We start from the raw sequence: 23,064 nt of genomic DNA on the forward strand, positions 1-23,064 counted from the left end.
CATCTATAATGAAGAAAAAAGACATTAAGATCTTGTTGGTTGATGATGAGCAGGATATCCTGGAAATCGTAGGCTACAACCTCACCCAGGAAGGCTATCAGGTAGTAACTGCCGCAAATGGCCGCGAAGCCATAACCAAGGCTAAAAAAGAACTGCCGCACCTTATTATAATTGACGTGATGATGCCCGAGATGGACGGTATGGAAGCGGTAGAGAATATAAGGAGGATACCCGAGCTGAACAATGTTATCATTACCTTCCTTACGGCACGCAGCGAAGACTATTCGCAGGTAGCCGGGTTCGATGCCGGGGCTGATGACTACATAGCCAAGCCTATCAAGCCGAAATTGCTTGTAAGCAAAGTAAAGGCGCTGCTAAGGAGGCTTAAGGATGATGAGGCGAAAGAGGATGTGTTGAGGGTAGGCAATATTGAAATAAACCGCGAAGAATATAAAATAATAATAGAAGACCAGGAAATCGTACTGCCACGCAAGGAATTTGAACTTTTCTACCTGCTGGCCTCCAAGCCGGGCAAGGTATTTAAAAGGGAAGAGATTCTTGATAAAGTGTGGGGCAACGAAGTGGTTGTGGGCGGAAGGACGATTGACGTACATATCCGCAAGCTTCGCGAAAAGATAGGTGAAGAATTGTTTAAAACAATAAAGGGTGTGGGCTATAAGCTCGAAGTTTAGTGGCAATAAATTTTAAGAAGTCATATAAGTTTGCGTTAAAATCATCGCTGTACATCATGCTGTTTTCGGCGGCATTCCTTGCAGGTATGATGTATTTTTTCATGGAACTGCGATGGGACTTCATTATTATTTTTGGGTTTTCCCTTTACATCTTCTCATTTTTTGTCCTGCAATACCGCGTTGAGCATTTCATTTACCGCAGGGTAAAGAAAATTTACGACGATGTTTCACTGCTGGAGTCGAGCACTTTCCGCAACAAAGCCATTACTACCGACATGGCTACGCTTACCCGCGAGGTACAGAAATTCGCACAGGACAAAAAGATTGAGATTGAAACCCTCAAGATACGCGAGGAGTACCGCCGCGAATTCCTCGGCAATGTTTCCCATGAGCTAAAAACGCCGCTGTTCACCGTGCAGGGCTACCTGCTTACACTGCTGGATGGCGCCATGGCAGACAAGGCCCTGCGTAAAAAATACCTGCAACGAGCCGAAAAAGGTGTGGAAAGGCTTATCTACATTGTGCAGGATCTCGACATGATCACCAAGCTCGAAGTGGGTGACCTGAACCTTAATTATACCCGTTTCAATATTGTGGAAGTCGTGCAGAACGTTTTCGACCTGCTCGAAATGAAAGCCGACAAGAAAGGTATCATGCTGATGTTCGACATGAAGTACATCAAGCCCATAATGGTTTATGCCGACCGTGAAAAAATACAGCAGGTTGTGACCAACCTGGTGGTAAATTCCATAAAATACGGGCGTGAGAACGGAACGACCGAGGTTGCTATAGAAGACCTTATTGACAACAAGATAATCGTGCGGGTAAAAGACAACGGTGAAGGTATCGAGAAAAAGCACATCCCGCGCCTGTTCGAGCGTTTTTACCGTGTCGATAAAAGCGGCGCCCGTACCGAAGGCGGATCAGGCCTTGGGCTTTCGATAGTAAAACACGTTGTGGAAGGCCACGATGAAAAAATCTATGTCGAGAGCAAAGTGGGGCAGGGTTCGGAATTTTCTTTCACTTTGGAAAAAACAAAGTAGCCCCGGCCTAAAAACCTGTTAGCATATACCCAAAAATCATCCCGCATATACTCATAAACCTCTACGCATGGGTGGCTAAATACCATTAAAATGATGAAATAGGGGGTGGTTTTCTCATTTTAGGGCAACAGGCAAAAGTTAAAATAATTTTGATAACTGGCTTACGAAATCGTCTTCCATTCCCGCAGATTTCCATATTTTTACCGAAATATTTTTAAAACGTGGGAAGTAAGAATAAATTAAAGCGATTCAGGGAAAACGAGACTTTTGGCAATGTACTCCAGCCTTCCAGGGAGGATGCCATGGCCGGCAAGTTTGAATTAAAAGGGAAATGGAACACGGATTTCTTTAAGAATGACAAGCCAATTGTGCTCGAACTGGGCTGCGGCAAAGGTGAATATACTATTGGCATGGCCGAAAGGTACCCGCAAAACAACTACATCGGCATAGATATTAAAGGAGCCCGGTTTTGGAGAGGTGCCAAGACTGCTGTAGAAGGCGGGCTTGATAATGTGGCATTCCTGCGCACACAGATAGAGCTCATCGAGCATTTTTTTGCCGAAGGTGAGGTTGCCGAAATATGGATCACTTTCCCCGATCCCCAGATAAAATACAAGCGCACGAAGCACAGGCTAACCAATGCGGAGTTCCTGCAGCGCTATAAAAAGATACTTGAGCCGGGCGGCATTGTCAACCTTAAGACTGATAGCGAATTCATGCATGGATACACTTTGGGCTTGTTGCACGGCGAGGGACATCAGGTACTCTACGCCAACCATAATGTATACCGTAATGAAGGTGCCCCCGAAATTGTGACCACCATCCAAACATTTTATGAGCAGCAATACCTTGAACAGGACAAGGCAATAACCTATATAAAATTCAGGATAAAATAACATGAATATTGTCCTTCCGCTTTTTTTAGGCTTAGGCCTGTCTTCAGTTGGGGTGGCTCTTCCCGGGCTCCTCAATATGACTGCAGCTAAAATAAGCCTGAAGGAAGGCAGGCAGCGGGCGCTCATTTTTGCAACAGGCGCTGCAACAATTGTTTTTTTTCAAACCTATATAGCTGTTTCATTTGCTAAATTTCTTTACAGCCGTCCCGACATCATCAAACTGCTGGAAGAAACCGGGCTTATCATCTTTACCTTGCTTACACTTTATTTTTTTCTTTTCGCCAAAAAGAAAAAGATGGGTAAGAATAAGGATATAGTAAAGCTTAACAGCCGTACCAGTAACTTTTTTTTGGGGGCGTTGCTTTCGGTGCTCAATTTTTTTCCTATACCTTATTACGTTTTTGTAAGCGTATCGTTGTCGGCATACAAATATTTTTATTTTTCCAACCTGTTCGTGTTCCTGTTTGTAATGGGTGTTGTGGCGGGATCATTCCTTATATTTTACCTGTATATCGTTTTCTTCAAGAAATTTGAGCATAAAGCCGATTTCTTTATGCGCAATGTCAATTATTTTCTTGGCAGTGTTACAGGCCTGGTTGCCATACTAACCCTGATAAAAATACTCCGCAGCCAATAAAATTCATTCTTATGGCAGGCAATAATGACAATTTTTTCGAACGTGTTTATGGGGTAGTTAGGCAGGTGCCTTATGGCCGGGTTACTTCGTATGGGGCTATTGCAAAATTCCTGGGTGCAGCACGTTCTGCACGAATGGTAGGCTGGGCTATGAACGCCTGTCCTGAGGATGTTGCCGCACACCGTGTCGTTAATCGTGTTGGCCTGCTTTCGGGCAAGCATCATTTTGAGGGTACTAATCTTATGCAGCAACTTTTGGAAAGCGAAGGTGTAAAGGTGAAGGATAACAAAGTTGTGAAATTCGCGAAACTCTTTTGGGATCCGGTGGTGGAATTAGGGTTCGGGGATAATGCTATATAATTATGAGCGAGGACATCATTAATAGGCTCGAAAATGATTTTGCGGCAGACAGCCAAACGGCATTGGCAATGCTTGAAGATTTTGTGTCTAAAAATACTTTCTCTGAATGTGTGACCCGTTGCATCATTCTGCTTTCTAAAGGGAATGTAGAGCAGCTAAAAAAATATATTGCCCCTGCTTAGGCCGACTGGAGGGGTTTTTTGGCAGAGAAATATGCTTTTCAATACAACGAACCATTTAAAAATTAGCTTCTATCCATTTTTATTTAAAAGGGTGAAGGCAATCTGTGTTTAATGACTACACAATTGAATCCCCGCAATATTCTTTCTCTAAGTTTTCCTGTATCACCTTTTCATACTATCTTTGCTGTTTGAAACCAGTCTTAATAAGAGGCTGTTATAACTATCATGAAATTAGACAGGAAAGAAATAATGAAAGCCCTCGAAACTATTACGCTGGCCGGAGAAGGGCAGAATATGGTGGAAAGCGGGGCTGTGAGGAATGTACTTACTTTTGGCGATGAGGTAGTGGTAGAGCTGGTAATGAATACACCTGCAATGCACATACGCAAACGAGCCGAGGCAGACATCATAAAAACAATACAGGAACAGGTATATGCTGATGCGAAAATTAAGGTAAACGTAAAAATGGAAGTGCCTGAAAAAGCTGAAATCAAAGGCAAGGGCATCCCTGGCATAACAAACATTATTGCGGTCTCATCGGGAAAAGGCGGTGTGGGCAAATCTACCATTACAGCCAATCTTGCCGTGGCACTGGCGAAAATGGGCTTTAAGGTGGGTGTGCTTGATGCCGACGTATACGGGCCATCGATGCCCATTATGTTTGATGTGGAGCGCGAAAGGCCAATATCGGTACAGATAGACGGTAAGTCGAAAATGAAGCCAATAGAGAATTATGGAGTAAAAATATTGTCTATAGGGTTCTTTACAAGCCCCGAACAGGCCGTAATATGGCGCGGCCCTATGGCCGGAAAAGCACTTAACCAGATGATTTTTGATGCCGACTGGGGCGAGCTCGACTTTATGTTAGTAGACCTCCCTCCGGGAACGGGCGACATACACCTTTCCATTATGCAGGCTTTGCCGATAACAGGCGCAGTAGTGATAAGCACGCCGCAGGCTGTAGCATTGGCCGATGCCAAGAAGGGCGTGGCAATGTTCCGCCAGGAGAGCATCAACGTGCCTGTATTGGGTATCATTGAGAATATGGCTTACTTTACTCCTGAAGAACTTCCTGAGAATAAATACTATATCTTTGGCAAAGAAGGAGCCCGCAACCTGGCCGAAGACCTCGATGTGCCTTTCCTTGGTGAAGTACCTATAGTGCAAAGCATACGCGAGGCCGGTGACTATGGCCGCCCAGCCGCCCTCCAAACCGCAACACCACTGGAAACGGTTTTTGAAGAGTTGGCAAGAGAGGTTGTGCAGGAAACGGTGAACAGGAATGATAACCTTCCTGCAACCGAAGCAATTAAAATAACCACAATGGCTGGCTGTTCAGCAGTTAAAAAGAAATAAAATGACAACAGAAGAGATTAGAAGCAGTGTAGAAAGGGCACTTGATGAGATCCGCCCATTCCTTGAATCTGACGGAGGCAATATTTCCCTTATCAGCATTGAGGATGATAAGCACGTGCAGGTGCGCCTTGAGGGAGCCTGCGTAGGCTGCAGCGTAAATCAAATGACCCTGAAGGCCGGTGTGGAAACTACTATCAAAAAATACGCGCCGCAAATTGAGACGGTAGTAAACGTAGCTTAAAAATATTCAGCAAAAGCTGATGAATATCATATTTTAAGAAAGCTGTTTTGGGGAACTTTGCCCCTAATAGCTTTTTTACCATTACGCATAATGATTACAACAGATATACTAATAATCGGTGCGGGTCCAACAGGGCTCTTTGCCGTGTTTGAAGCGGGGCTGCTCAAGCTGAAATGCCATATAATAGACGGGCTTCCGCAGCCTGGAGGACAGCTTACAGAGCTTTACCCTAAAAAACCCATTTTCGATATTCCCGGTTTTCCCTCCGTATTGGCAGGTGACCTGGTAACCAACCTGATGGAGCAGATAAAGCAATTCCAGCCGGGTTTTACTCTGAATGAAAAAGCCGAAACCGTACAAAAGCTCGAAGATGGCACATTTATAGTGACTACGAACAAGGGCACTGAGCACCATGCAAAAGCAATCGCCATTGCCGGTGGACTTGGCAGCTTCGAGCCACGCAAGCCACTGATAGAGGACATTGCTTTTTATGAAGATAAGGGCGTGGAGTATTTTGTAAAAGACCCGGAACTTTTCCGTGATAAGCGCATTGTGATTGCGGGCGGTGGAGATTCAGCGCTGGACTGGAGTATTTTCCTGGCCGATGTAGCTTCGGAAGTTACGCTGGTACACAGGCGTAACGAATTTAGGGGTGCTCTCGATTCTGTTGAGAAAGTCCAGGAGCTCAAAAAGGCGGGAAAGATAAAGCTTATTACGCCTGCTGAAGTAACAGGGATACATGGAGCAGAAAAAGTAGAAGCGTTGGACATCGAAATTGATGGCGCACACACTAAAGTTGAGACAGATTACTTCATCCCACTGTTCGGACTCACGCCAAAGTTGGGCGCCCTGGCCAATTGGGGTCTTGAAATTGAAAAGAATGCCATTAAAGTAAATAATGCACTCGACTACCAAACCAATATAGAAGGTATATACGCGATAGGCGACATTAATACCTATCCCGGCAAGCTGAAGCTTATATTGTGCGGCTTCCACGAGGCTACACTGATGTGCCAAAGCGTTTATAATAAGCTGAATCCAGGCAAAAAATATGTGCTAAAATATACTACTGTAAGCGGTGTAGACGGTTTTGACGGTACACGAAAGGAAGCCGAAAAGCAGGTGGTTAAAGCAATAGAATAATTAGTTCAGTGTTAGGGTCGGGATTTGTAGTTTCCATCCTGTATGATTGCCCGAACACGGAACTCCAAACCCGTAACTTTGGAAAAAGAAATAACCCTTAAAATAACCGATCGTGAGGGCGTTGTGCATGAAATTCAGGCGCCTACCGATATGGCTATGAACATCATGGAGGTGTGTCGTGCTTTTGAGCTGGCTCCCGAAGGTACGATTGGTATTTGCGGCGGTATGGCTATGTGCGCTTCCTGCCAGTGCTACATTCTGAATGACGTACAACTGCCCGAAATGGGCCCCGATGAAGAGGCGATGCTTTCAGAAGCATTCAATGTAAAGCCCAACAGCCGTTTGGGTTGCCAGATACCTGTTACCGAAGAACTGGAGGGGCTGGAAATTGAGCTTGCTCCAGAGGAATAAAAATAGCAGGCTGCAGTTAATAAAACAAAAAGCGGGACTTTTTTAAATGTCCCGCTTTATTATTATTATGATTTATCAAATTAGTTTTTGATAAACTTGATAGTTTTCGATTGGTTGCCTTTGTCCAATTTGATGAAGTAAAGGCCGTTAGCATAAGTTGAAGTATTCACATTAAGGTTTGATGTGCTCGACACTTTAATGTTCGCCATAACCTGACCAAGACTGTTATAAATTGTAAAGCTATCCGGAAGGTTTCCGTTATCTGATGAGATATTTAGTATACCCTGCGTAGGGTTAGGGTACACGTTCAAGCCATTTAGCAGGTTGAAATCATCTATTCCCAAAGGAGGTTGGCACCTTGTAGAGTTCTTTAAAGATGCTCTTCTTGGAGAGTTGTTCATAACTGTTAACATCCTTGTTTTTTGATTGAGGGTAAAGATGTTCATGCAGGTGTCATTAGTATAGTCCATGTAATTGTTGGTCATGTCAAGTCCTGTTTGTGCAGGGCAGGTGTCAAGTCCTGTAGGGCATGAACCGTTAGCGTCATAAGCTACAGGTGTATCGGCGCAATAGTCGCCGCCACTATTTGTTGTGCTGCATCCTACAGTATCACCCCAAATGTGCCTTAAGCCCAGTGAATGTCCAATTTCATGAGTGGCAGTACGTCCCCTGTCATATGGTGTGCCATAAGTGCCTGATGGGAAAACAGCACGCGAGCCAAAATATTGGTAATGTATTACTACTCCGTCAGTGTTAGCTGCAAAAGGCCCTGAAAGACCCTGAAGCCCTGATGACTGAGGGAATTGGGCATAGCCCAAAACACCATCAAGGTCACCTCCAAAGCGGCACACCCAGATATTAAAATAATTTGTTGGATCCCAGATGGTCTCGGGTTTCATATAGCTCTCCACAGTAGATTCATCATAGGAAGTTATTCCAAGATTTACCCTATCGATTCCAGTTGTGGCAGATCCGTCGGGAGCTGTTTTGGCAAGACAAAATTCTATTTCAACATCTGCTCCAACAGCGTCGCTGTTATATCCAGGTGTCCCGGCTTGTCTCCTGTAATCTTGGTTAAGTACTGTGATTTGTGAAAGCACCTGGCCTTCTTTTATATTTTCGCTTACTCCTACTGCATCGCCATCATGAATTACGTGTACAACTACAGGGATAGTAATTACTATAGCTTCATTGCTGGGTGATGCTTGCCTGCGAATTTGTTCCTGCTGAATTTTAGCTTCGATCCATTGTTCGAATTCAGGTGTATTGGCACGTTGAGGGATTTGCTCACGCAGATATTCTTCATATTCGGCAGAAACACACCTGATGAGGCCGTTCTCAGGGTTTGCTGCTGCTTTAATAGGTCTTCCGAAAGCTTTTGGTTGCTGTTGCGCTGCAACCGAGAGGCTTAAGGATAAGAAAGCAGCCACAAGAGCAACTTTACTATAAATAGTTTTTTTCATTATTTAGGGAATAAAAAAATTATGTTAAAAAAGTCTCGCAAGATATTTAAAATCAGTAACTAATTCCAAATATTTTTCGTTAATTTCATGCTTGATCATCAGAGGATAAAATTATATTATGATTTGTGTAATTGAAAATATTATAGGTAAATCATCATATTATATCGGTTAACCGTCTGTCTGTTGTTAAAAGTGTTTGTTTATTTCATCTTTATACGTGTCTCCGATAGGGATAACGAAATCTTCAATTTGAATGGTTTTATTGTAAATAGTTTTAATTTTTCTTAATGGGACAATGTATGACCTGTGGACTCTTAAAAATCCAGATTCAGGAAGTTTTTCAAGTATATTCTTCATTGATAACCGTGTAGTTATTGTGCTTTTTCCTTTGAGATGGATTCGGATATAATCATCCAGGCCTTCAATGAGCAAAATGTCTTCCATATCAATTCGATGCAGTTTGTAATCGGCACGTATGAGAATGTGCTGTTGTTCGCCGGTTGTATGCCGGGCCTTCATTTCTTTGAAGGCTTTATCAGTTGCGGTAAGGAATCTTTTCAGTGAAAACGGTTTCAACAGGTAATCTATAGCATTTACATTAAAACCTTCTACAGCATATTCGCTAAATGCGGTTGTGAAAATTACCATTATATCATAGTCCATCTGGCGATAAAAGTCTAAGCCATTTTTGCCTGGCATTTGTATGTCCAGGAATAGGAGGTCGACAGGAAATTTTTTTATGTGACGCAATGCTTCGGCTGTATTCGTGAAGGTTTTCTCCAGTTCAATTATGCCTGATTGCCTGCAGAAGTGTTCAATTACCTTTAGGGCAAGCGGCTCATCGTCTACGGCTATCGCTTTTATCATGACAGGTTGAGGGTTAATTGTACTTCGAACGATTCGTTTGTGTCAACTATAACTAATTTGTGTTTTTGGGGATAAAGGAATTCCAATCGTTGCTTTGTGTTTTCTATTCCCTGTTCGCTTTTTTCTTCTATCGGGGACATTGTTACCTTGTTGTTTGTGATGATCATTTCCAGTCTGTTTTCTTCGATATTGATATTTATGGAAATAAAACTGTCCTCTTCCGGGTTGAGTCCGTGTTTAAAAGCATTTTCTATAAAAGGTATCAGTAGCATTGGCGAAATGCTTTTGCCTGCAGGATCGCCTGTAATAATGAAAGAGAAAGGCGTGCTGTTAACCATCCTTAATTGCTGCAGGCTTACATAGTTTTTTATGTAGCTTAATTCATGTTCCAAAGGTACGGTATCACGGCTGCTTTCGGTAACTACATAACGCATCATTGAAGATAGTTTTAATACAGCTTCAGGAGCCGCATCCGATTTTTCAAGTGTAAGTGCATACAGGCTGTTTAGGGTGTTGAACAGGAAGTGTGGGTTAATCTGGGCTTTGAGATATGAAACTTCGGTTTTCAGCTTTTCGCTATGGATGGTGTTGAGGCGCTGGTTCACGCGCATTAGGAAGGATAGGAAAAATACCAAAAGGAATTGGAATATCGAACCCCCTCTAAAGAACATCATTACGGGGAATGTGATCCCGGGGTTTTGCATATCCGGAAGTGGAGGGGCTTGCATCGGCATATGCCGCGGCATATCCTCATACCCAAGCAAAATACCTGGTAGGCTGGCTATTATGATATAACAGGCAATGATCGCCAAAAAGAAAAACAGTCGCTGTTGCTTAAAATAGAGTTTTGGAATGAAATAAAGGTAATTGGCGTAAAAAAAGACGAGCAACAGTAAGTAGCTTATAAAGTGCCGGCGAAAGGGTATTATGTGGAGAAGGTGTCCTGAAGTACGATCTGGTGATGCGAGTATAGGAATGCTCAGGAACAGCAGCGCACCTAATAGGTGCAGTAGGTTGGTCTGTGTTTTTTTTGTCATGGCGATCATCGTTCAGGTAAAACTACCAAGAAAAAACGATGCCTGCGAATTTATGCGGTAAAACGATAAATAATAGAGGTGAATGTGTGTGTGGTATATACTAAAATCAAAAAAGCCCTCCAAACTAATGGAAAGCTTTTCATTGGTCTAACTACTAAACCTACCGCTCGCGCGGTATAAACAACACAACTGCGTTCTGGTTTTTTCAAAAACCTCATTGGGCAAAAAAGCCTTTCTTTACGAAAGGCTCTTCCCAATTTTAGCGGTCTGGACGGGACTCGAACCCGCGACCCCGTGCGTGACAGGCACGTATTCTAACCAACTGAACTACCAAACCAGCGCTTAATTGCGAGTGCAAATATACGACTCATTTCCACTTCTGCAAATCTTTTTCAAATAAAATTCAAATTATTTTTAGGGAGATTATCCAAACTTTTGTTTCTCAACAAGGTAGGTTGTCAATATTTTTTCAAATTTTTCATCTACAGAAACGGGAACATACTTAATTCTATACTGAATGCAGGTGTCGGCAATCTTCTTGAAATAGTCGTCCACCAGTTTTTCATACTCCGTTTTTACGTTTTCGGCAAAAAGGTTCACCTCTTCACCACTCTCCAGGTCGATAAATTTGCGAGGTGTGTTGTCAAAATCAAAGCTCAGTTCCGTTTTTTTATCAACTACGTGGAATAAAACCACCTTATGCTTGTTGTGCTTCAGGTGTTGCAAGGCATTAAACAGCGCTTCATCATTCCCGGGCTGGAACATATCGGTGAACAGTATGATCATCGAGCGCCTGTGCATCTTCTGCGCGATTTGGTGCAGGAAAGTTATGGTATCGGTAGCTTTTGCCTGCCCCGGTGCCGAAAGTATTCCCTCCAGCTTGTTCAGGAGCATCCTGTGATGCCTTCCGCTGCCTTTCTCTGGTGCGTAGAACTCGTAGGTGTCCGAATACACACTTAGTCCAACAGCATCCCTCTGGCGCTTTAGCAGGTCCATCAGGACAGCCGACGCCAGTACAGAGAAGCCTATTTTATTCTCGTAAAACAGCTGTCCGTCCTTTAGCTTTGGATAATGCATGGACGAAGAATTATCCACAATGATATGGCACCGTAAGTTGGTCTCTTCCTCGTATCGTTTGGTATACAGCCTGTCAGTACGGGCGAACAGCTTCCAGTCGATGTGTTTGGTGCTTTCGCCTGCATTGTACACCTTATGCTCGGCAAACTCCGACGAAAAACCATGAAACGGGCTCTTGTGCATGCCCGAGATGAAACCCTCCACAATCTGGTTGGCCAGCAGCTCCAGATGTGAAAAACTCGATATCTTTTCTAATTGTCCTTCTATCTTCATAATTCCAAATGTAGCGAATTTGAGGATATTTTGCCACGAATTACACCAATTTTACCAATTCTATATTGAAACGCTGATAGTGACAAATTATTTGAAGCGCCATCGAAACGCTTCTTTGGGGAGGCATGGTACCCTCGTCGGCTTTATCCCTCCTCCGTCGGGAATGTCGCTACCACCCGGGCTATGAGGAAATGTCTTCTTTTGTTTTAATCACAAGCCCGTTGAAAGAGAAAACACAAGTTGCACAAAAGCCCTGTAAATCAACATATTCTTAATATCAACACTTTGACCATTATATAATTAAATTATTTTATTTCAATTAATTACGTCACAGAGCTAAATGAGTAATTGTTTGATCAAATAACCTGTAAAATATGTCATCCTAATTTTACAAAATTTTTGTTAATACGGATTTTTGTTATATTTTTATGGTCTTAATCATTATATCAACAACCTTTAAAACATGAAACAATTTAGAGTTTTAATTTTAGCAAGTGCAGTGATCCTGACATCTTGTAAGAAAGAACAAACAACGGAACAGACTGACGAACAAACTAAAGAAAGTACTGCTGCTGTTGTAAGGCCGGAACCAAAAACAACAGTATCCGGTACTTCTTTTATAGATGAAAGTGAGAATACTTATGACAAACAATATCAAACAGGAAGTTATACAAAGGAAAAATATACAGTTGTAAGCTATACTACAAATGCTAAATTCTCTGAAACAGATTTCGAGCATGGCGCACCAAACGAACAACAACAATTATTAGCTGTAAACATCGGTCTTGAGAGTCTTGAGTGTAATGGAGCATATTCCGGAATGAATACAAGTTTATCTGTTCATGCCGATGATAAATCAGAAGGAATACAAAAGTTTACTTCTTTTACGCCGGAATTTTATAAAGCAAATCCTAATGCTGTAAGTCTTGATACAAGCAATGATCTGGTTTTAAAAAAAGGTGAGAAAGCTGAAAAAGTGTTTTATTTCATAATACCTAAAGATTCAGATTTGTCTAAAGCATATTTGACCCTGTATAGAGGAAGTGATAGAGAAGAACTCAAAGTACAATTAAACCCATAATTTTTGGAAAAAGTTATATTATGTGAATAATGGTTTTAACAAATTAAGTATTCATCATAAAATTGCACAGGATAAGACGAAATGTTTTATCCTGTTTTTTTTTGCCTAAATTTTGAGGTGATTTTAATTAATTTAACCGTTGGGTCTACTGGAGGTTTCAATCTGAAATTAATTGCCACATAGAAACTTATAAAATAAAAAAGAGATTAGATATGTTTCTATGTGGTAAAAAAATTACACCCAACGTATTAATATAATTTCGCTGCACTCGCCGGCTCAAAAGCCTTTAGCTCATCAAATCGTCCTGCTTTCACTTTTTGCACCCATTCAGGATCCTGTAATAATGAACGCCCCACTGCCACCAGGTCAAAGTCGCCGCGCTCGTAGCGTCGCAGCAACTCACTCAGGTCGGTAGTGCCTGCGCCTGCGCCCGTCCCGAAAAACTCCATGAAATCGCCAGAAAGGCCTACAGAGCCCACGGTAATGGTTGGCTGCCCTGTCACTTTTTTCAGCCATCCCGCAAAGTTGAGGTCGCTGCCTTCAAATTCATTCTCCCAGTACCTGCGCTGCGACCCGTGGAAAATGTCCACTCCGGCTTCTGCCAACGGCGCTACCCAGTCCTCAAGTTCCTGTGGCGTATGGGCCAGCTTTGCGGCATAGTCCTGCTGTTTCCATTGCGATAGGCGCAATATGATCACCATGTCCGGGCCTACAGCAGCACGCATCGCTTTTACCACCTCCACCGCAAAGCGGCTGCGCTCTTTAATGGTCTTTCCGCCATAGTCATCAGTACGGTGATTCATGCCTTCCCAAAAGAACTGGTCAATAAGGTAGCCGTGTGCTCCGTGTATCTCAAAGGCATCAAAGCCCATGTTTTTTGCTTCGAGTGCTGCGTCGGCAAAGGCTTTTATTGTGGCTTGTATATCTTCAATGGTCATGCTGTCAGGGCTTTCAAACGGGGCATCCGGTGTCCATTCGCCGTAGGGTGTATTGCCTACATGCCATAATTGCGGTGCTATCTTCCCACCTGCCGCATGAACGCTTTTAACTACATTTCCCCAGCCCGCGAGAGCATCGCTTCCGTAAAAATTAGGGATGGTCTTAATGTTTTTAGATGCCGGGCGGTTTACCACAGTACCTTCGGTAAGGATAAGCCCAACACCTGCCGCGGCACGGCGGGTATAGTAGTCAACATTGTGCTGTACAGGCACGCCATCGGCGGTCATGGCGCGGGTCATAGGGGCCATTACAAAGCGGTTATCGAGGATTAGGTTTTTATATTGAAAGGGTTTGAACAAAGGGCTTAAGTCCATCGTAATGTGTTTAAAATTAAAGGTACAAAGTTACGGGATAATGGTTTACTTTTGTAACCAATGATGGTTTATTCAGGTAACCTTAACGTAACCACTTTATGAAGAATGATGTTTTCCGGTACAGCGACTGCCCCGTGCACCGCTCCATGGCGATACTCGGCACCAAGTGGAAGCCCATAATTATTTATGCGTTGCGGGAGCGTAAGGCACGTTTCGGGCAGATTTATACTGCGGTTGGCTCCATCTCGAAAAAGGTGCTTACCACAACCCTCCGCGAACTCGAAGCCGATGGCGTACTCCTTCGCGAGGAATTCAAAGAACTCCCGCCAAGGGTAGAGTACAGCCTTACCAAAAAAGGCCGGGCGTTGATTCCCATAATCATCCAGCTGGCACAATGGGATACTATTTACCATGAAGAGAATGTGGTTGGGTGTGAATAAAAGAGCTTTGTGAAACTTTATGCTTCTTTGGGCATCTTTTTCATAGCCTCTAAATTCGGCATATAATCTGTAAACAAAAAGCCCCAACATTACGTTGAGGCTTCCATCTTAAAGGGATAAATATTATAGTAATGCGTCAATGGCATTAGTATATGTTTGCTTTGGTGCAACACCTACCTGTCTTCCCACGACTTCGCCGTTCTGGAAAACAAGTACTGTAGGTATGTTTCTTACACCATATTTTGCGGCAAACTCCTGGTTAGCATCTACATCAACTTTGCCAACTACTGCTTTACCTTCATATTCTGTGCTTATTTCATCAATGATTGGGCCTACCATGCGGCAAGGGCCACACCATGCTGCCCAAAAATCTACTAATACCGGTTTATCTGATTTCAATACTACTTCGTCAAAAGTAGCATCTGTTATTGCTTGTGCCATAGTATAATTAGCTAAATGTTTATAATTAATGTTTACAAATTTACGGATTTATATACCGTCCTTAGTTAAAATTATATTACATTTCACTATGGCGGCATAGATAATATTTATTAAGAAAATTAATTCAGCTTGAATTGAAGATCCAGCTTATCCAGTTCCTGTAAAAGTTCGTTGGATATTTTTACTTTTAGTTTCCGGCTGGGCATGGTAAGTTTTGTAACTACCTGTATTTCCTCAATATCAGTCTCAATGACAGCATTCATTTCCGGACTGTCAAATTCGTCACCGCTTTCTTCATTGCCTGCTTCTGCCAATACAGGTGCGGCAGCTGCGATTTCCACTTTTTTCTTAACTTTTTCCAGTTCCATCACCTCAAAAGTTACAGTATTGTCGCCCGAGTTTTGCCTGAATATCTGGTTGAGCGTTTCAATGAGCTGCTCCTGTAGTTCCAATACATTAAACTGGATAATAAGCTTTTTGGCAAAAGTCGTCAGTACGTCCTGCAGGTATTGTATGGCAATGAATTGCACCCTCGGGTCGCCCTTTTTGCCCTCCTGGTTCACCCAGCCTTCTTTTACAAGCACCCTTATATAGGTAAAGTTATTGCCAATCAGGAAATGCCTGAACTTAAGGTATTCCTCCCCATAAATACGGAATTCATGGTTCTCGTCATACCCTTCCAGTACAAATGATGCCCAGCCCTTGCCGTTTTTGGCTACCTTGTGCTGTACGTTGGATATAATGCCCCCAAAGCTGAGGTTCTTTCCCACGTGCAGCTCCAGGCTCTTCAGTGCATCCAGCCTTGTGTTGCAAAAGTACTTCATCTCAAACTTATAATCATCCAGCGGGTGGCCTGATATATAGATGCCCACCACCTCACGCTCTTTTGCCAGCTTTTCCATGGTGCTCCATTCCTCGCAAGGCGGTACTACGGGTTCAGGTATCTGTACCTCACTTGTTTCTCCAAAAAGGCTCACCTGTGAAGAGTTTTCATTTTCCTGGTATTTCGATCCGTATCGCATGGCCTTTTCCAGGAATGAGATGTTCTCGCTTGCATCCATGTGGAAATATTGAGCCCTGTGTGTGGTCTCGAAACAGTCAAAACCTCCCGCGAGGGCGAGGTTCTCAAAGGCTTTCTTGTTGGCCGAACGCAGGTCGATGCGCTTGGCCATATCGAAAATCGACTTATACCTGCCATTCTTGCGGTTTTCCACAATGGTCTCCACCGCGCCGGAACCCACGCCTTTGATGGCCCCCATCCCAAAACGTACCGCGCCTTGGTCGTTTACGGTAAATTTATAGTACGATTCGTTCACATCCGGGCCAAGTACCTGCAAGCCCATGCGCTTGGCTTCTTCCATAAAGAAGGATACCTGTTTGATGTCGTTCATGTTGTTCGATAGTACCGCCGCCATATATTCGGCAGGGTAGTGAGCCTTAAGGTAAGCGGTCTGGTAGGCAATCCATGCATAGCAGGTAGAGTGCGACTTGTTGAAAGCGTAACTCGCAAAGGCTTCCCAGTCTTTCCATATCTTTTCGAGTGTGGCAGGGTCGTGGCCTTTTTCGGCAGCCTGGGCCACAAACTTAGGTTTCATTTTATCGAGTACGTCCTTCTGCTTTTTACCCATTGCCTTACGCAGTACGTCGGCCTCGCCTTTGGTAAAGCCTGCCAGCTTTTGCGACAGCAGCATCACCTGCTCCTGGTATACCGTAATCCCATAGGTCTCCTTCAGGTATTCCTCGCAGGCATCAAGGTCGTAGGCAATAGGCTCTTCGCCATTCTTACGGCGCACGAAGCTTGGGATGTATTCCAACGGCCCGGGGCGGTACAGCGCATTCATGGCAATAAGGTCGCCAAACACGGTAGGCTTCAGGTCCTTCATGTATTTTTGCATACCTGGCGATTCGTACTGGAAAATCCCCACTGTTTCCCCGCGCTGGAAGAGTTCGTACGTTTTCACATCATCAATAGGGAAGGTGTCGGGGTCCAGTTCAATGCCAAAGCGGTATTTCACCAGCTTTACAGTGTCTTTTATCAGCGTAAGCGTTTTCAGTCCGAGAAAGTCCATCTTCAGCAATCCGGCGCTTTCCACCACCGAGTTGTCGAACTGGGTTACATACAGGTCGGAATCCTTTGCTACTGAAACAGGCACGAAGTTGGTGATGTCGTCCGGTGTAATAATTACCCCACAAGCGTGGATGCCGGTGTTGCGCAGCGATCCCTCAAGCACTTTAGCTTGCTGAATGGTTTCAGAAGTAAGGTCGCCCGCATCGGCCATGCCAATCAGCTCCTGCACGCGGTCGTATTCGTCCGAACGCAGCGCCCCGCGCAGTGCATTGCCATCCATGGTGAATATTTTAGCCAGCTTCATGTTTGGTATGAGCTTCGCTATCTTGTCGGCTTCAAACAGCGGCAGGTCCAGCACCCTTGCGGTATCACGAATGGACGATTTTGCCGCCATCGTACCGTAAGTAATGATCTGTGCCACCTGGCTTGCGCCATATTTGTTGATTACGTAATCCATCACGCGTCCGCGGCCCTCATCATCAAAGTCGATATCAATATCGGGCATCGATACACGGTCGGGGTTAAGGAAGCGCTCAAAAAGCAGGTCGTAAGCAATAGGGTCGATGTTGGTGATGCCCAAACAGTACGCTACGGCCGATCCCGCTGCCGATCCCCTTCCGGGGCCTACGGATACGCCGAGGTTGCGCGCCTCGGCAATGAAATCCTGCACTATGAGGAAGTAGCCGGGATAGCCTGTGTTCTCGATGGTCTTTAATTCGAAGTCGAGGCGCTCACGTATGTCATCAGTAATCTCGGGATAACGTTTTGCGGCACCCACGTAGGTAAGGTGGCGCAGAAACTTATTCTCCCCCCGTTTACCACCGTCCGCTTCGTCTTCTTCAACCAGGAATTCTTCCGGAATGTCGAATTTCGGCAAAAGTACATCCCTGTATAAGGAGTAGGCTTCTACCTTATCTACAATTTCAGCAATAGAGGCAATGGCTTCCGGCAGGTCCTTAAAGAGGTTTTTCATTTCCTCACCTGGCTTAAAGTAATACTCTTTGTTCGGCAGGCCGTAACGGTATCCCCGTCCGCGGCCTACCGGTGTTGCCAGTTTTTCGCCGTCTTTCACGCATAATAAAATATCGTGCGCATGCGAGTCTTCCTTATTTACATAATAGGTATTATTGGTAGCTACCAACTTTACACCATGCTTTCGTGCCAGAGATATCAGTGACTGGTTCACCCTGTCCTCATCCTCTTGGCCGTGGCGCATCAGCTCGATGTATAGGTCGTCGCCAAAGAGGCCTTTCCACCAAAGCAGTGCTTCTTCAGCCTGGTTTTCGCCGATATTCAGTACTTTGTTCGGAATTTCCCCATACAGGTTGCCCGAAAGCACAATAATGTCGTCCTTATATTGTTCGATGACCCGTTTGTCAATCCTGGGCACATAATAAAAACCTGAAGTGTAGGCAATGGATGACATTTTGGCCAAGTTGTGGTACCCTTTTTTATTTTTGGCCAGCATCACGATCTGGTAGCCGTTGTCCTTGCGGGTCTTGTCTTTATGGTCGTCGCATACAAAAAACTCACATCCCACGATAGGCTTCATGATGACCTCAGTAGGTTCTTCGCCATTCTCTATTGCTGCTTTATTTTTTGCTTCGGCAGCCTTATTGTGGTTCATGACATTACTCACAAAGTGGAATGCCCCCATCATGTTGCCGTGGTCGGTCATGGCAACGGCAGGCATTTTATATTTGGCAGCGGCTTTAACCAGGTCGGGCACAGAAATGGTGCTTTGCAGTACCGAAAACTGGGTATGGTTGTGCAGGTGTACAAAATCGACATCTGCAATGTTATGGTGTTCGGCAGGTGCGGAGACTTCAATGTTGTTAGCGGCTCTGAGTTTTTCAAGCCTAAGCCTGACTTCTTCAGATGCTTTTTTCAGGTTGATGTGCTTCAGCCCGATCAGCTGCACCGGCTGCGGGTTCTTTTCCCTGAACTCATGAAAGTAGGAGGGATGCACATCGAGTTCCTCCTGCCTGAAGGTTTCCCTTTTTAGTAGCTCGAGGAAACAGCGTGTTGTAGCCTCAACGTCGGCAGTGGCATTGTGGGCCTCGGCAAAAGGTTCGCCGAAGAGATATTCGTGGAGTTCGGTAAGCGTAGGCAGCTTGAACCTGCCGCCCCGTCCTCCGGGGAGTTTTAATAAATCAGCCGTTATTTCTGTACAGGTATCCAGCACTTTCATGCCGGCCATGCTGTTTTCCATACCAAAGCGATGGAATTCGCAGCCCATGATATTCACGTCGAACCCTACATTCTGGCCAACAATGAACTTTGATTTGGATAAGGCTATATTGAATTTTTCGAGCACTTCGGCGAGGTCGTGTCCCTGCTCGAGGGCAAGGTCGGTCGATATCCCGTGAATGCGCTCGGCATCGTACGGTATGTTGAAGCCTTCCGGCTTAATGATATAATCCTGGTGTTCAATAAGCCGGCCCATGTCGTCGTGCAACTGCCAGGCAATCTGTATGCAACGCGGCCAGTTATCGGTGTCTGTAATTGGTGCATCCCAGCGTTTGGGCAATCCGGTAGTTTCAGTGTCAAAAATCAGGTACATAACCGGTAAGAATTTTAGTTGGAGAATCCCGCGATGGGCAGATGTTCCAAAAATACGTTATTTGGAGGTAACGTAAAAATAGATTTATCAACAGACGTCAAAAGATCATCCCGTCTCCCACCTTTGGAGTGGGCTGGATGAGGCCAAACAAAAAAAACCACCCCGAAGGATGGTTTCTTGTGAATGCTTTATACTGACTAGTAGCTGCCTCCGCGGTTGTATCCGCCTCCGCTTCCACCACGGTTGTATCCGCCTCCGCCACCACGGTTGTTGTCCCTGTTGAAACCACCACCACCGGTACGGTTGTTGTTAAAGCTCCTTCTCTCACCTTCCGGTCTTGGTTCCGATTTGTTTACAACAATCGCCCTTCCCGATACGGTTGCACCATTCAGCTCATCGATAGCTTTTTGGGCTTCATCTTCGTTTGGCATCTCAACGAAACCAAACCCTTTACTCCTGCCTGTAAATTTATCAGTAATGATCTTTACTGAATCTACAGCACCATAAGCCTCAAAAGACTCTCTTAAATCTGCCTCCTCCATGCTGAACGGAAGGCTTCCAACGAATATGTTCATAAAAAATTAATTAATTTATTTTCTTTTTTGGTTTGTATCCCTACAAATATAATCTTATTTAGTTATAAAAAGCGCCGATATATTAATTTAATAAAATTTTAATATATCGGCGTCAGGTATATACTATATTTATTTTGTCTTTTAAGGGGTTACCGATGTTATCGGTATCCTGTAAAATACCCCCCTCTGGAAGTTTATCACATCGCCGGCTTCATCTTCTGCGTTAAAATGGAAAAAACCGGTTATATACCCTGCTGTAATATTGGTTTCGGTAGGGTCGGCACTGATAGTTATCTCGCCATCGCCAATGTTTGTGCCGGTACTGTAAAACATTTCGATTCCGTCTACAGACAATGTATAGGTTGCCTTATTGCTTTCGTTAATGCCTAAGGTATATACTCCAGGGTCAATGTTTTGTGTTTTAAGCGTAATGATCTCAAATCCGTTATCGGCTGTTATTGTAAGGGAATTATCCCCACCCCTCGAGGCTGTAAAGTCAGTCGCTTTCCATAGCTCGTTGTCTTTAAGGCCTTGTACCGCAGGGTTATTAAATTTCACATCTTCTTCACATGAGGTTAAAACCGCCACCAGCACTATGAGTGATAAAATCTTTTTCATTATTAATTAGTTAGAAGGGGTAACTCAATTTTTACAACGACAAAAATAGTTTTTTATAGAATATATCCTAATCAAAATAGAATAAATCATAATAATTTTTCATATTTTAAAATCAGCCCCTGCTTATTTTTTAAAAAATCAATCGGGTATAGCTTTTGATTACTAAAGTTTTATATCTTTGCACCCTTAATTAACAGAGGTCGGGAACCTCAAAATTTAATCTAAAGATTATGCCTGTAAAAATCAGATTACAAAGACACGGTAAAAAAGGAAAACCTTTTTACTGGGTAGTAGCAGCGGACAGCCGCTCTAAAAGGGACGGTAAATTCCTTGAAAAACTAGGAACTTACAATCCGAACACCAACCCTGCAACAATCGAGCTTAACCTTGACAGCGCTGTACAGTGGCTGTGGAATGGTGCACAGCCTACGGAAACTGCAAGAGCTATCCTTTCTTATAAAGGAGTACTATTGAAGCACCACCTTGAAGGAGGCGTTCGCAAAGGCGCACTTACTCAGGAGCAGGCTGATGAGAAACTGGCTAAGTGGCTTGATGAAAAAGCAGGAAAAGTAGATGCTAAAGTATCTGGCCTTTCTACCGCTAAAGCTGATGCTAAAGCAAAAGCGCTTGAAGCTGAGAAAAAAGTGAATGAAGACCGTATTGCTGCTGCCAAGCAGGCTGAGGCCGATGCTGCTGCCGATGCTTCTCAGGAAGAAGCTGTTGCTGCTGAAGGCGAGGAAACTGCTGCTGAAGCTTCTGCGGAAGAAAACACAGAAAACACAGAAGCTTAATTTAAAAGGCGTAATGCGTAAAGAAGATTGTTTCTATTTAGGCAAGATCGCCAAAAAATTTAGCTACAAGGGGGAGGTGCTGGCATGGCTGGATACCGATGATCCCGGGTTTTTCGAAAATATGGAATCAGTGTTTGTTGAGCTCAACAATCATCTGGTTCCATTTTTTATTATGGAGTCCCGCCTGCACAAAAATGACTTCCTTCGAATCCGTTTTGAAGATGTGGAAGACGAGGCCGCTGCCGAGAGGCTCCTGGGGAGTGCACTCTACCTGCCTGTTACCATGCTCCCAAAACTCGAGGGAAACAAATTCTATTTCCACGAAATCATCGGCTTTGATGCCGAAGACGAAAGGCTGGGTAACATCGGCAAGATTGTTGGCATAAATGATAACTCCGCCCAGGCACTTTTCGAAATAATGAAAGGCGACATCGAGATACTTGTCCCTATGATTGATGACTTCATTGTAAAAGTAGACCGCGAAAATAAAAAAATCGTTCTCAATACCCCCGAAGGGCTGGTTGATCTTTACCTTAATAGTTAATACGGTTACGGGTTTGGAGTTCTGGGTTCCGGGTTGCCAATCGTTATGGCAACTGTCGCGACCTACGATGTCTCTCATCTCTCATCTATTATCTTTACTCTGAACTTCAAGGGACTGAGTGGCAATCTAAAATCTGAAATCTGAAATCTGAAATGTTTTCCTTCAAGCAATTCACCATACAACAGGATAAGTGCGCCATGAAAGTGGGCACTGATGGCGTATTGCTGGGTGCCTGGGCACCGGTGGATCATAACCCATATTCCATTCTCGATATAGGGGCGGGTACGGGGCTGATTGCATTAATGCTCGCGCAGCGCAGTCATGCCGAACAGGTTGATGCTATTGAGATCGACGATGAGGCTTATGAGCAGTGTGTGGACAACTTTGAAGAATCCCCCTGGAGTGACAGGTTGTTTTGCTACCATGCCGGCCTCGACGAGTTCATGGAGGAGCCGGAAGATGAGTATGACCTTATAGTGTCAAACCCGCCATTTTATAGTGAAGATTATACCAGTGGCAATGAAAGCCGCGACAAAGCACGCTTCGAAACGTCACTTCCATTTGAGGATTTGGCAGAAGCGGCGTCAATATTATTGTCAGACGCAGGGGTTCTTGCTGTTATAATCCCTTATAAAGAAGAAGCAAGGTTTGTAGCCGTTGCAAGAGAAAATGAACTATATCCTGTAAAGATTACCCGCGTAAAAGGTACGCCAACGGCGGAAACAAAGCGTAGCCTGATAGCATTTTCAAGGACCGAAACGTTGGATCCTGCTTTTGATGAGTTGGTTATAGAAACGGCACGCCATATTTATACTGAGCCCTACATCGCTCTTACGCAGGATTTTTACCTTAAAATGTGATTTTGAAGTAATTGATTGCATCAAATACAACGAAAAAAAAATAAATCGTTGAACTCTAACGTTTTCGCATAATTTTGCACTCATTTTTGGACT

General features: G+C 44.0%; 24 protein-coding genes and 1 tRNA gene. 15 read left to right on the forward strand and 10 right to left on the reverse strand.

Translation table 11 applies throughout. The features are described 5' to 3' along the window. The first annotated feature begins 8 nt into the window (after nucleotides 1-8). The 10 genes from OGH69_RS06560 (at nucleotide 9) to OGH69_RS06605 (ending at nucleotide 6,960) form a co-directional block, all read left to right on the forward strand. Nucleotides 9-692, forward strand: a complete 684-nt coding sequence (locus OGH69_RS06560) for a response regulator transcription factor (protein WP_265173654.1) — start codon at nucleotides 9-11, stop codon at nucleotides 690-692. Continuing rightward, nucleotides 692-1,735 carry a sensor histidine kinase gene (locus tag OGH69_RS06565; protein ID WP_265173655.1) on the forward strand — a complete coding sequence of 348 codons (1,044 nt, stop codon included), beginning with the start codon at nucleotides 692-694 and terminating at the stop codon, nucleotides 1,733-1,735. The genes OGH69_RS06560 and OGH69_RS06565 overlap by 1 nt, the downstream gene beginning before the upstream one ends. Nucleotides 1,736-1,956: 221 nt before the next feature. Further along, nucleotides 1,957-2,631 (forward strand): tRNA (guanosine(46)-N7)-methyltransferase TrmB, encoded by a 675-nt coding sequence (gene trmB / locus OGH69_RS06570; RefSeq protein ID WP_265173656.1) that lies wholly within the window; start codon nucleotides 1,957-1,959, stop codon nucleotides 2,629-2,631. 1 nt (nucleotide 2,632) lies between these two features. Then, nucleotides 2,633-3,268, forward strand: a complete 636-nt coding sequence (locus tag OGH69_RS06575; protein ID WP_265173657.1) for a lysine transporter LysE — start codon at nucleotides 2,633-2,635, stop codon at nucleotides 3,266-3,268. An 11-nt stretch (nucleotides 3,269-3,279) separates the two neighbouring features. Beyond that, on the forward strand, nucleotides 3,280-3,627 hold the full coding sequence (locus tag OGH69_RS06580; RefSeq protein WP_265173658.1) for an MGMT family protein: 348 nt from the start codon (nucleotides 3,280-3,282) through the stop codon (nucleotides 3,625-3,627). 2 nt (nucleotides 3,628-3,629) lie between these two features. Further along, entirely contained in the window at nucleotides 3,630-3,809 is a 180-nt protein-coding gene (locus tag OGH69_RS06585; protein ID WP_265173659.1) for a hypothetical protein, read from the forward strand. 225 nt (nucleotides 3,810-4,034) lie between these two features. Then, on the forward strand, nucleotides 4,035-5,165 hold the full coding sequence (locus tag OGH69_RS06590) for an Mrp/NBP35 family ATP-binding protein (RefSeq protein ID WP_265173660.1): 1,131 nt from the start codon (nucleotides 4,035-4,037) through the stop codon (nucleotides 5,163-5,165). A gap of 1 nt (nucleotide 5,166) precedes the next feature. Further along, a complete protein-coding gene (locus OGH69_RS06595; RefSeq protein WP_265173661.1) occupies nucleotides 5,167-5,406 on the forward strand; it encodes a NifU family protein in 240 nt (79 codons plus the stop codon). Nucleotides 5,407-5,496: 90 nt separating this feature from the next. Then, entirely contained in the window at nucleotides 5,497-6,549 is a 1,053-nt protein-coding gene (locus tag OGH69_RS06600; RefSeq protein ID WP_265173662.1) for an NAD(P)/FAD-dependent oxidoreductase, read from the forward strand. Nucleotides 6,550-6,627: 78 nt separating this feature from the next. Further along, nucleotides 6,628-6,960, forward strand: coding sequence for a 2Fe-2S iron-sulfur cluster-binding family protein (locus OGH69_RS06605; protein WP_372339332.1), 333 nt, complete (start codon nucleotides 6,628-6,630; stop codon nucleotides 6,958-6,960). An 80-nt stretch (nucleotides 6,961-7,040) separates the two neighbouring features. Here the strand turns inward: OGH69_RS06605 and OGH69_RS06610 are convergent, their stop codons facing one another. The 5 genes from OGH69_RS06610 to OGH69_RS06630 all read right to left on the reverse strand — a co-directional run bounded on the left by OGH69_RS06610 (nucleotide 7,041) and on the right by OGH69_RS06630 (nucleotide 11,677). Next, complete coding sequence (locus OGH69_RS06610; RefSeq protein ID WP_265173664.1) at nucleotides 7,041-8,423, reverse strand: T9SS type A sorting domain-containing protein; 1,383 nt, start codon at nucleotides 8,421-8,423, stop codon at nucleotides 7,041-7,043. A gap of 186 nt (nucleotides 8,424-8,609) precedes the next feature. Then, complete coding sequence (locus tag OGH69_RS06615; RefSeq protein WP_265173665.1) at nucleotides 8,610-9,290, reverse strand: LytR/AlgR family response regulator transcription factor; 681 nt, start codon at nucleotides 9,288-9,290, stop codon at nucleotides 8,610-8,612. Further along, nucleotides 9,287-10,327 (reverse strand): sensor histidine kinase, encoded by a 1,041-nt coding sequence (locus OGH69_RS06620; RefSeq protein ID WP_265173666.1) that lies wholly within the window; start codon nucleotides 10,325-10,327, stop codon nucleotides 9,287-9,289. The genes OGH69_RS06615 and OGH69_RS06620 overlap by 4 nt, the downstream gene beginning before the upstream one ends. 263 nt (nucleotides 10,328-10,590) lie before the next feature. Continuing rightward, nucleotides 10,591-10,664, reverse strand: a tRNA-Asp gene (locus OGH69_RS06625). Nucleotides 10,665-10,750: 86 nt separating this feature from the next. Next, complete coding sequence (locus OGH69_RS06630) at nucleotides 10,751-11,677, reverse strand: DUF58 domain-containing protein (RefSeq protein ID WP_265173667.1); 927 nt, start codon at nucleotides 11,675-11,677, stop codon at nucleotides 10,751-10,753. 463 nt (nucleotides 11,678-12,140) lie between these two features. On the opposite strand from OGH69_RS06630, the gene OGH69_RS06635 reads away from it, so the two are divergent. Next, the gene (locus OGH69_RS06635) at nucleotides 12,141-12,758 is read left to right on the forward strand and encodes a hypothetical protein (RefSeq protein ID WP_265173668.1); all 618 of its coding nucleotides are present in this window, start codon (nucleotides 12,141-12,143) and stop codon (nucleotides 12,756-12,758) included. 248 nt (nucleotides 12,759-13,006) lie between these two features. On the opposite strand, the gene OGH69_RS06640 is transcribed toward OGH69_RS06635, so the two are convergent. Then, complete coding sequence (locus OGH69_RS06640; RefSeq protein ID WP_265173669.1) at nucleotides 13,007-14,071, reverse strand: NADH:flavin oxidoreductase; 1,065 nt, start codon at nucleotides 14,069-14,071, stop codon at nucleotides 13,007-13,009. Nucleotides 14,072-14,169: 98 nt separating this feature from the next. Between OGH69_RS06640 and OGH69_RS06645 the strand changes: the two genes are divergently transcribed. After that, nucleotides 14,170-14,511, forward strand: coding sequence for a winged helix-turn-helix transcriptional regulator (locus OGH69_RS06645; protein ID WP_265173670.1), 342 nt, complete (start codon nucleotides 14,170-14,172; stop codon nucleotides 14,509-14,511). 123 nt (nucleotides 14,512-14,634) lie between these two features. On the opposite strand, the gene trxA is transcribed toward OGH69_RS06645, so the two are convergent. From trxA to OGH69_RS06665, 4 genes are all read right to left on the reverse strand, one after another. Next, complete coding sequence (gene trxA / locus OGH69_RS06650) at nucleotides 14,635-14,952, reverse strand: thioredoxin (protein WP_265173671.1); 318 nt, start codon at nucleotides 14,950-14,952, stop codon at nucleotides 14,635-14,637. Nucleotides 14,953-15,071: 119 nt separating this feature from the next. Next, nucleotides 15,072-19,583, reverse strand: a complete 4,512-nt coding sequence (dnaE, locus tag OGH69_RS06655; RefSeq protein WP_265173672.1) for a DNA polymerase III subunit alpha — start codon at nucleotides 19,581-19,583, stop codon at nucleotides 15,072-15,074. A 197-nt stretch (nucleotides 19,584-19,780) separates the two neighbouring features. Next, nucleotides 19,781-20,158: an RNA recognition motif domain-containing protein gene (locus tag OGH69_RS06660; protein WP_265173673.1), complete on the reverse strand. Its 378-nt coding sequence runs from the start codon at nucleotides 20,156-20,158 to the stop codon at nucleotides 19,781-19,783. Nucleotides 20,159-20,299: 141 nt separating this feature from the next. After that, nucleotides 20,300-20,776, reverse strand: a complete 477-nt coding sequence (locus tag OGH69_RS06665) for a DUF6252 domain-containing protein (protein ID WP_265173674.1) — start codon at nucleotides 20,774-20,776, stop codon at nucleotides 20,300-20,302. Between the two features lie 230 nt (nucleotides 20,777-21,006). On the opposite strand from OGH69_RS06665, the gene OGH69_RS06670 reads away from it, so the two are divergent. From OGH69_RS06670 to OGH69_RS06680, 3 genes are all read left to right on the forward strand, one after another. Next, a complete protein-coding gene (locus OGH69_RS06670) occupies nucleotides 21,007-21,567 on the forward strand; it encodes a 30S ribosomal protein S16 (RefSeq protein ID WP_265173675.1) in 561 nt (186 codons plus the stop codon). Nucleotides 21,568-21,580: 13 nt separating this feature from the next. Further along, on the forward strand, nucleotides 21,581-22,111 hold the full coding sequence (gene rimM / locus OGH69_RS06675; RefSeq protein WP_265173786.1) for a ribosome maturation factor RimM: 531 nt from the start codon (nucleotides 21,581-21,583) through the stop codon (nucleotides 22,109-22,111). A gap of 152 nt (nucleotides 22,112-22,263) precedes the next feature. Then, on the forward strand, nucleotides 22,264-22,971 hold the full coding sequence (locus tag OGH69_RS06680; protein WP_265173676.1) for a tRNA1(Val) (adenine(37)-N6)-methyltransferase: 708 nt from the start codon (nucleotides 22,264-22,266) through the stop codon (nucleotides 22,969-22,971). Nucleotides 22,972-23,064 lie beyond the last annotated feature (93 nt).

Origin of the sequence: Flavobacterium sp. MFBS3-15, from assembly GCF_026107645.2 — a bacterium.
Taxonomy (GTDB): domain Bacteria; phylum Bacteroidota; class Bacteroidia; order Flavobacteriales; family Flavobacteriaceae; genus Flavobacterium.

Bases quoted from the DNA above. Each gene is read 5' to 3' on its own strand.
- OGH69_RS06560 (WP_265173654.1), top strand. From the start codon at position 9: ATGAAGAAAAAAGACATTAAGATCTTGTTGGTTGATGATGAGCAGGAT.
- OGH69_RS06575 (WP_265173657.1), top strand. From the start codon at position 2,633: ATGAATATTGTCCTTCCGCTTTTTTTAGGCTTAGGCCTGTCTTCAGTT.
- OGH69_RS06580 (WP_265173658.1), top strand. From the start codon at position 3,280: ATGGCAGGCAATAATGACAATTTTTTCGAACGTGTTTATGGGGTAGTT.
- OGH69_RS06585 (WP_265173659.1), top strand. From the start codon at position 3,630: ATGAGCGAGGACATCATTAATAGGCTCGAAAATGATTTTGCGGCAGAC.
- OGH69_RS06590 (WP_265173660.1), top strand. From the start codon at position 4,035: ATGAAATTAGACAGGAAAGAAATAATGAAAGCCCTCGAAACTATTACG.
- OGH69_RS06595 (WP_265173661.1), top strand. From the start codon at position 5,167: ATGACAACAGAAGAGATTAGAAGCAGTGTAGAAAGGGCACTTGATGAG.
- OGH69_RS06600 (WP_265173662.1), top strand. From the start codon at position 5,497: ATGATTACAACAGATATACTAATAATCGGTGCGGGTCCAACAGGGCTC.
- OGH69_RS06610 (WP_265173664.1), bottom strand. From the start codon at position 8,423: ATGAAAAAAACTATTTATAGTAAAGTTGCTCTTGTGGCTGCTTTCTTA.
- OGH69_RS06615 (WP_265173665.1), bottom strand. From the start codon at position 9,290: ATGATAAAAGCGATAGCCGTAGACGATGAGCCGCTTGCCCTAAAGGTA.
- OGH69_RS06620 (WP_265173666.1), bottom strand. From the start codon at position 10,327: ATGACAAAAAAAACACAGACCAACCTACTGCACCTATTAGGTGCGCTG.
- OGH69_RS06630 (WP_265173667.1), bottom strand. From the start codon at position 11,677: ATGAAGATAGAAGGACAATTAGAAAAGATATCGAGTTTTTCACATCTG.
- OGH69_RS06635 (WP_265173668.1), top strand. From the start codon at position 12,141: ATGAAACAATTTAGAGTTTTAATTTTAGCAAGTGCAGTGATCCTGACA.
- OGH69_RS06640 (WP_265173669.1), bottom strand. From the start codon at position 14,071: ATGGACTTAAGCCCTTTGTTCAAACCCTTTCAATATAAAAACCTAATC.
- OGH69_RS06645 (WP_265173670.1), top strand. From the start codon at position 14,170: ATGAAGAATGATGTTTTCCGGTACAGCGACTGCCCCGTGCACCGCTCC.
- trxA (WP_265173671.1), bottom strand. From the start codon at position 14,952: ATGGCACAAGCAATAACAGATGCTACTTTTGACGAAGTAGTATTGAAA.
- dnaE (WP_265173672.1), bottom strand. From the start codon at position 19,583: ATGTACCTGATTTTTGACACTGAAACTACCGGATTGCCCAAACGCTGG.
- OGH69_RS06660 (WP_265173673.1), bottom strand. From the start codon at position 20,158: ATGAACATATTCGTTGGAAGCCTTCCGTTCAGCATGGAGGAGGCAGAT.
- OGH69_RS06665 (WP_265173674.1), bottom strand. From the start codon at position 20,776: ATGAAAAAGATTTTATCACTCATAGTGCTGGTGGCGGTTTTAACCTCA.
- OGH69_RS06670 (WP_265173675.1), top strand. From the start codon at position 21,007: ATGCCTGTAAAAATCAGATTACAAAGACACGGTAAAAAAGGAAAACCT.
- rimM (WP_265173786.1), top strand. From the start codon at position 21,581: ATGCGTAAAGAAGATTGTTTCTATTTAGGCAAGATCGCCAAAAAATTT.
- OGH69_RS06680 (WP_265173676.1), top strand. From the start codon at position 22,264: ATGTTTTCCTTCAAGCAATTCACCATACAACAGGATAAGTGCGCCATG.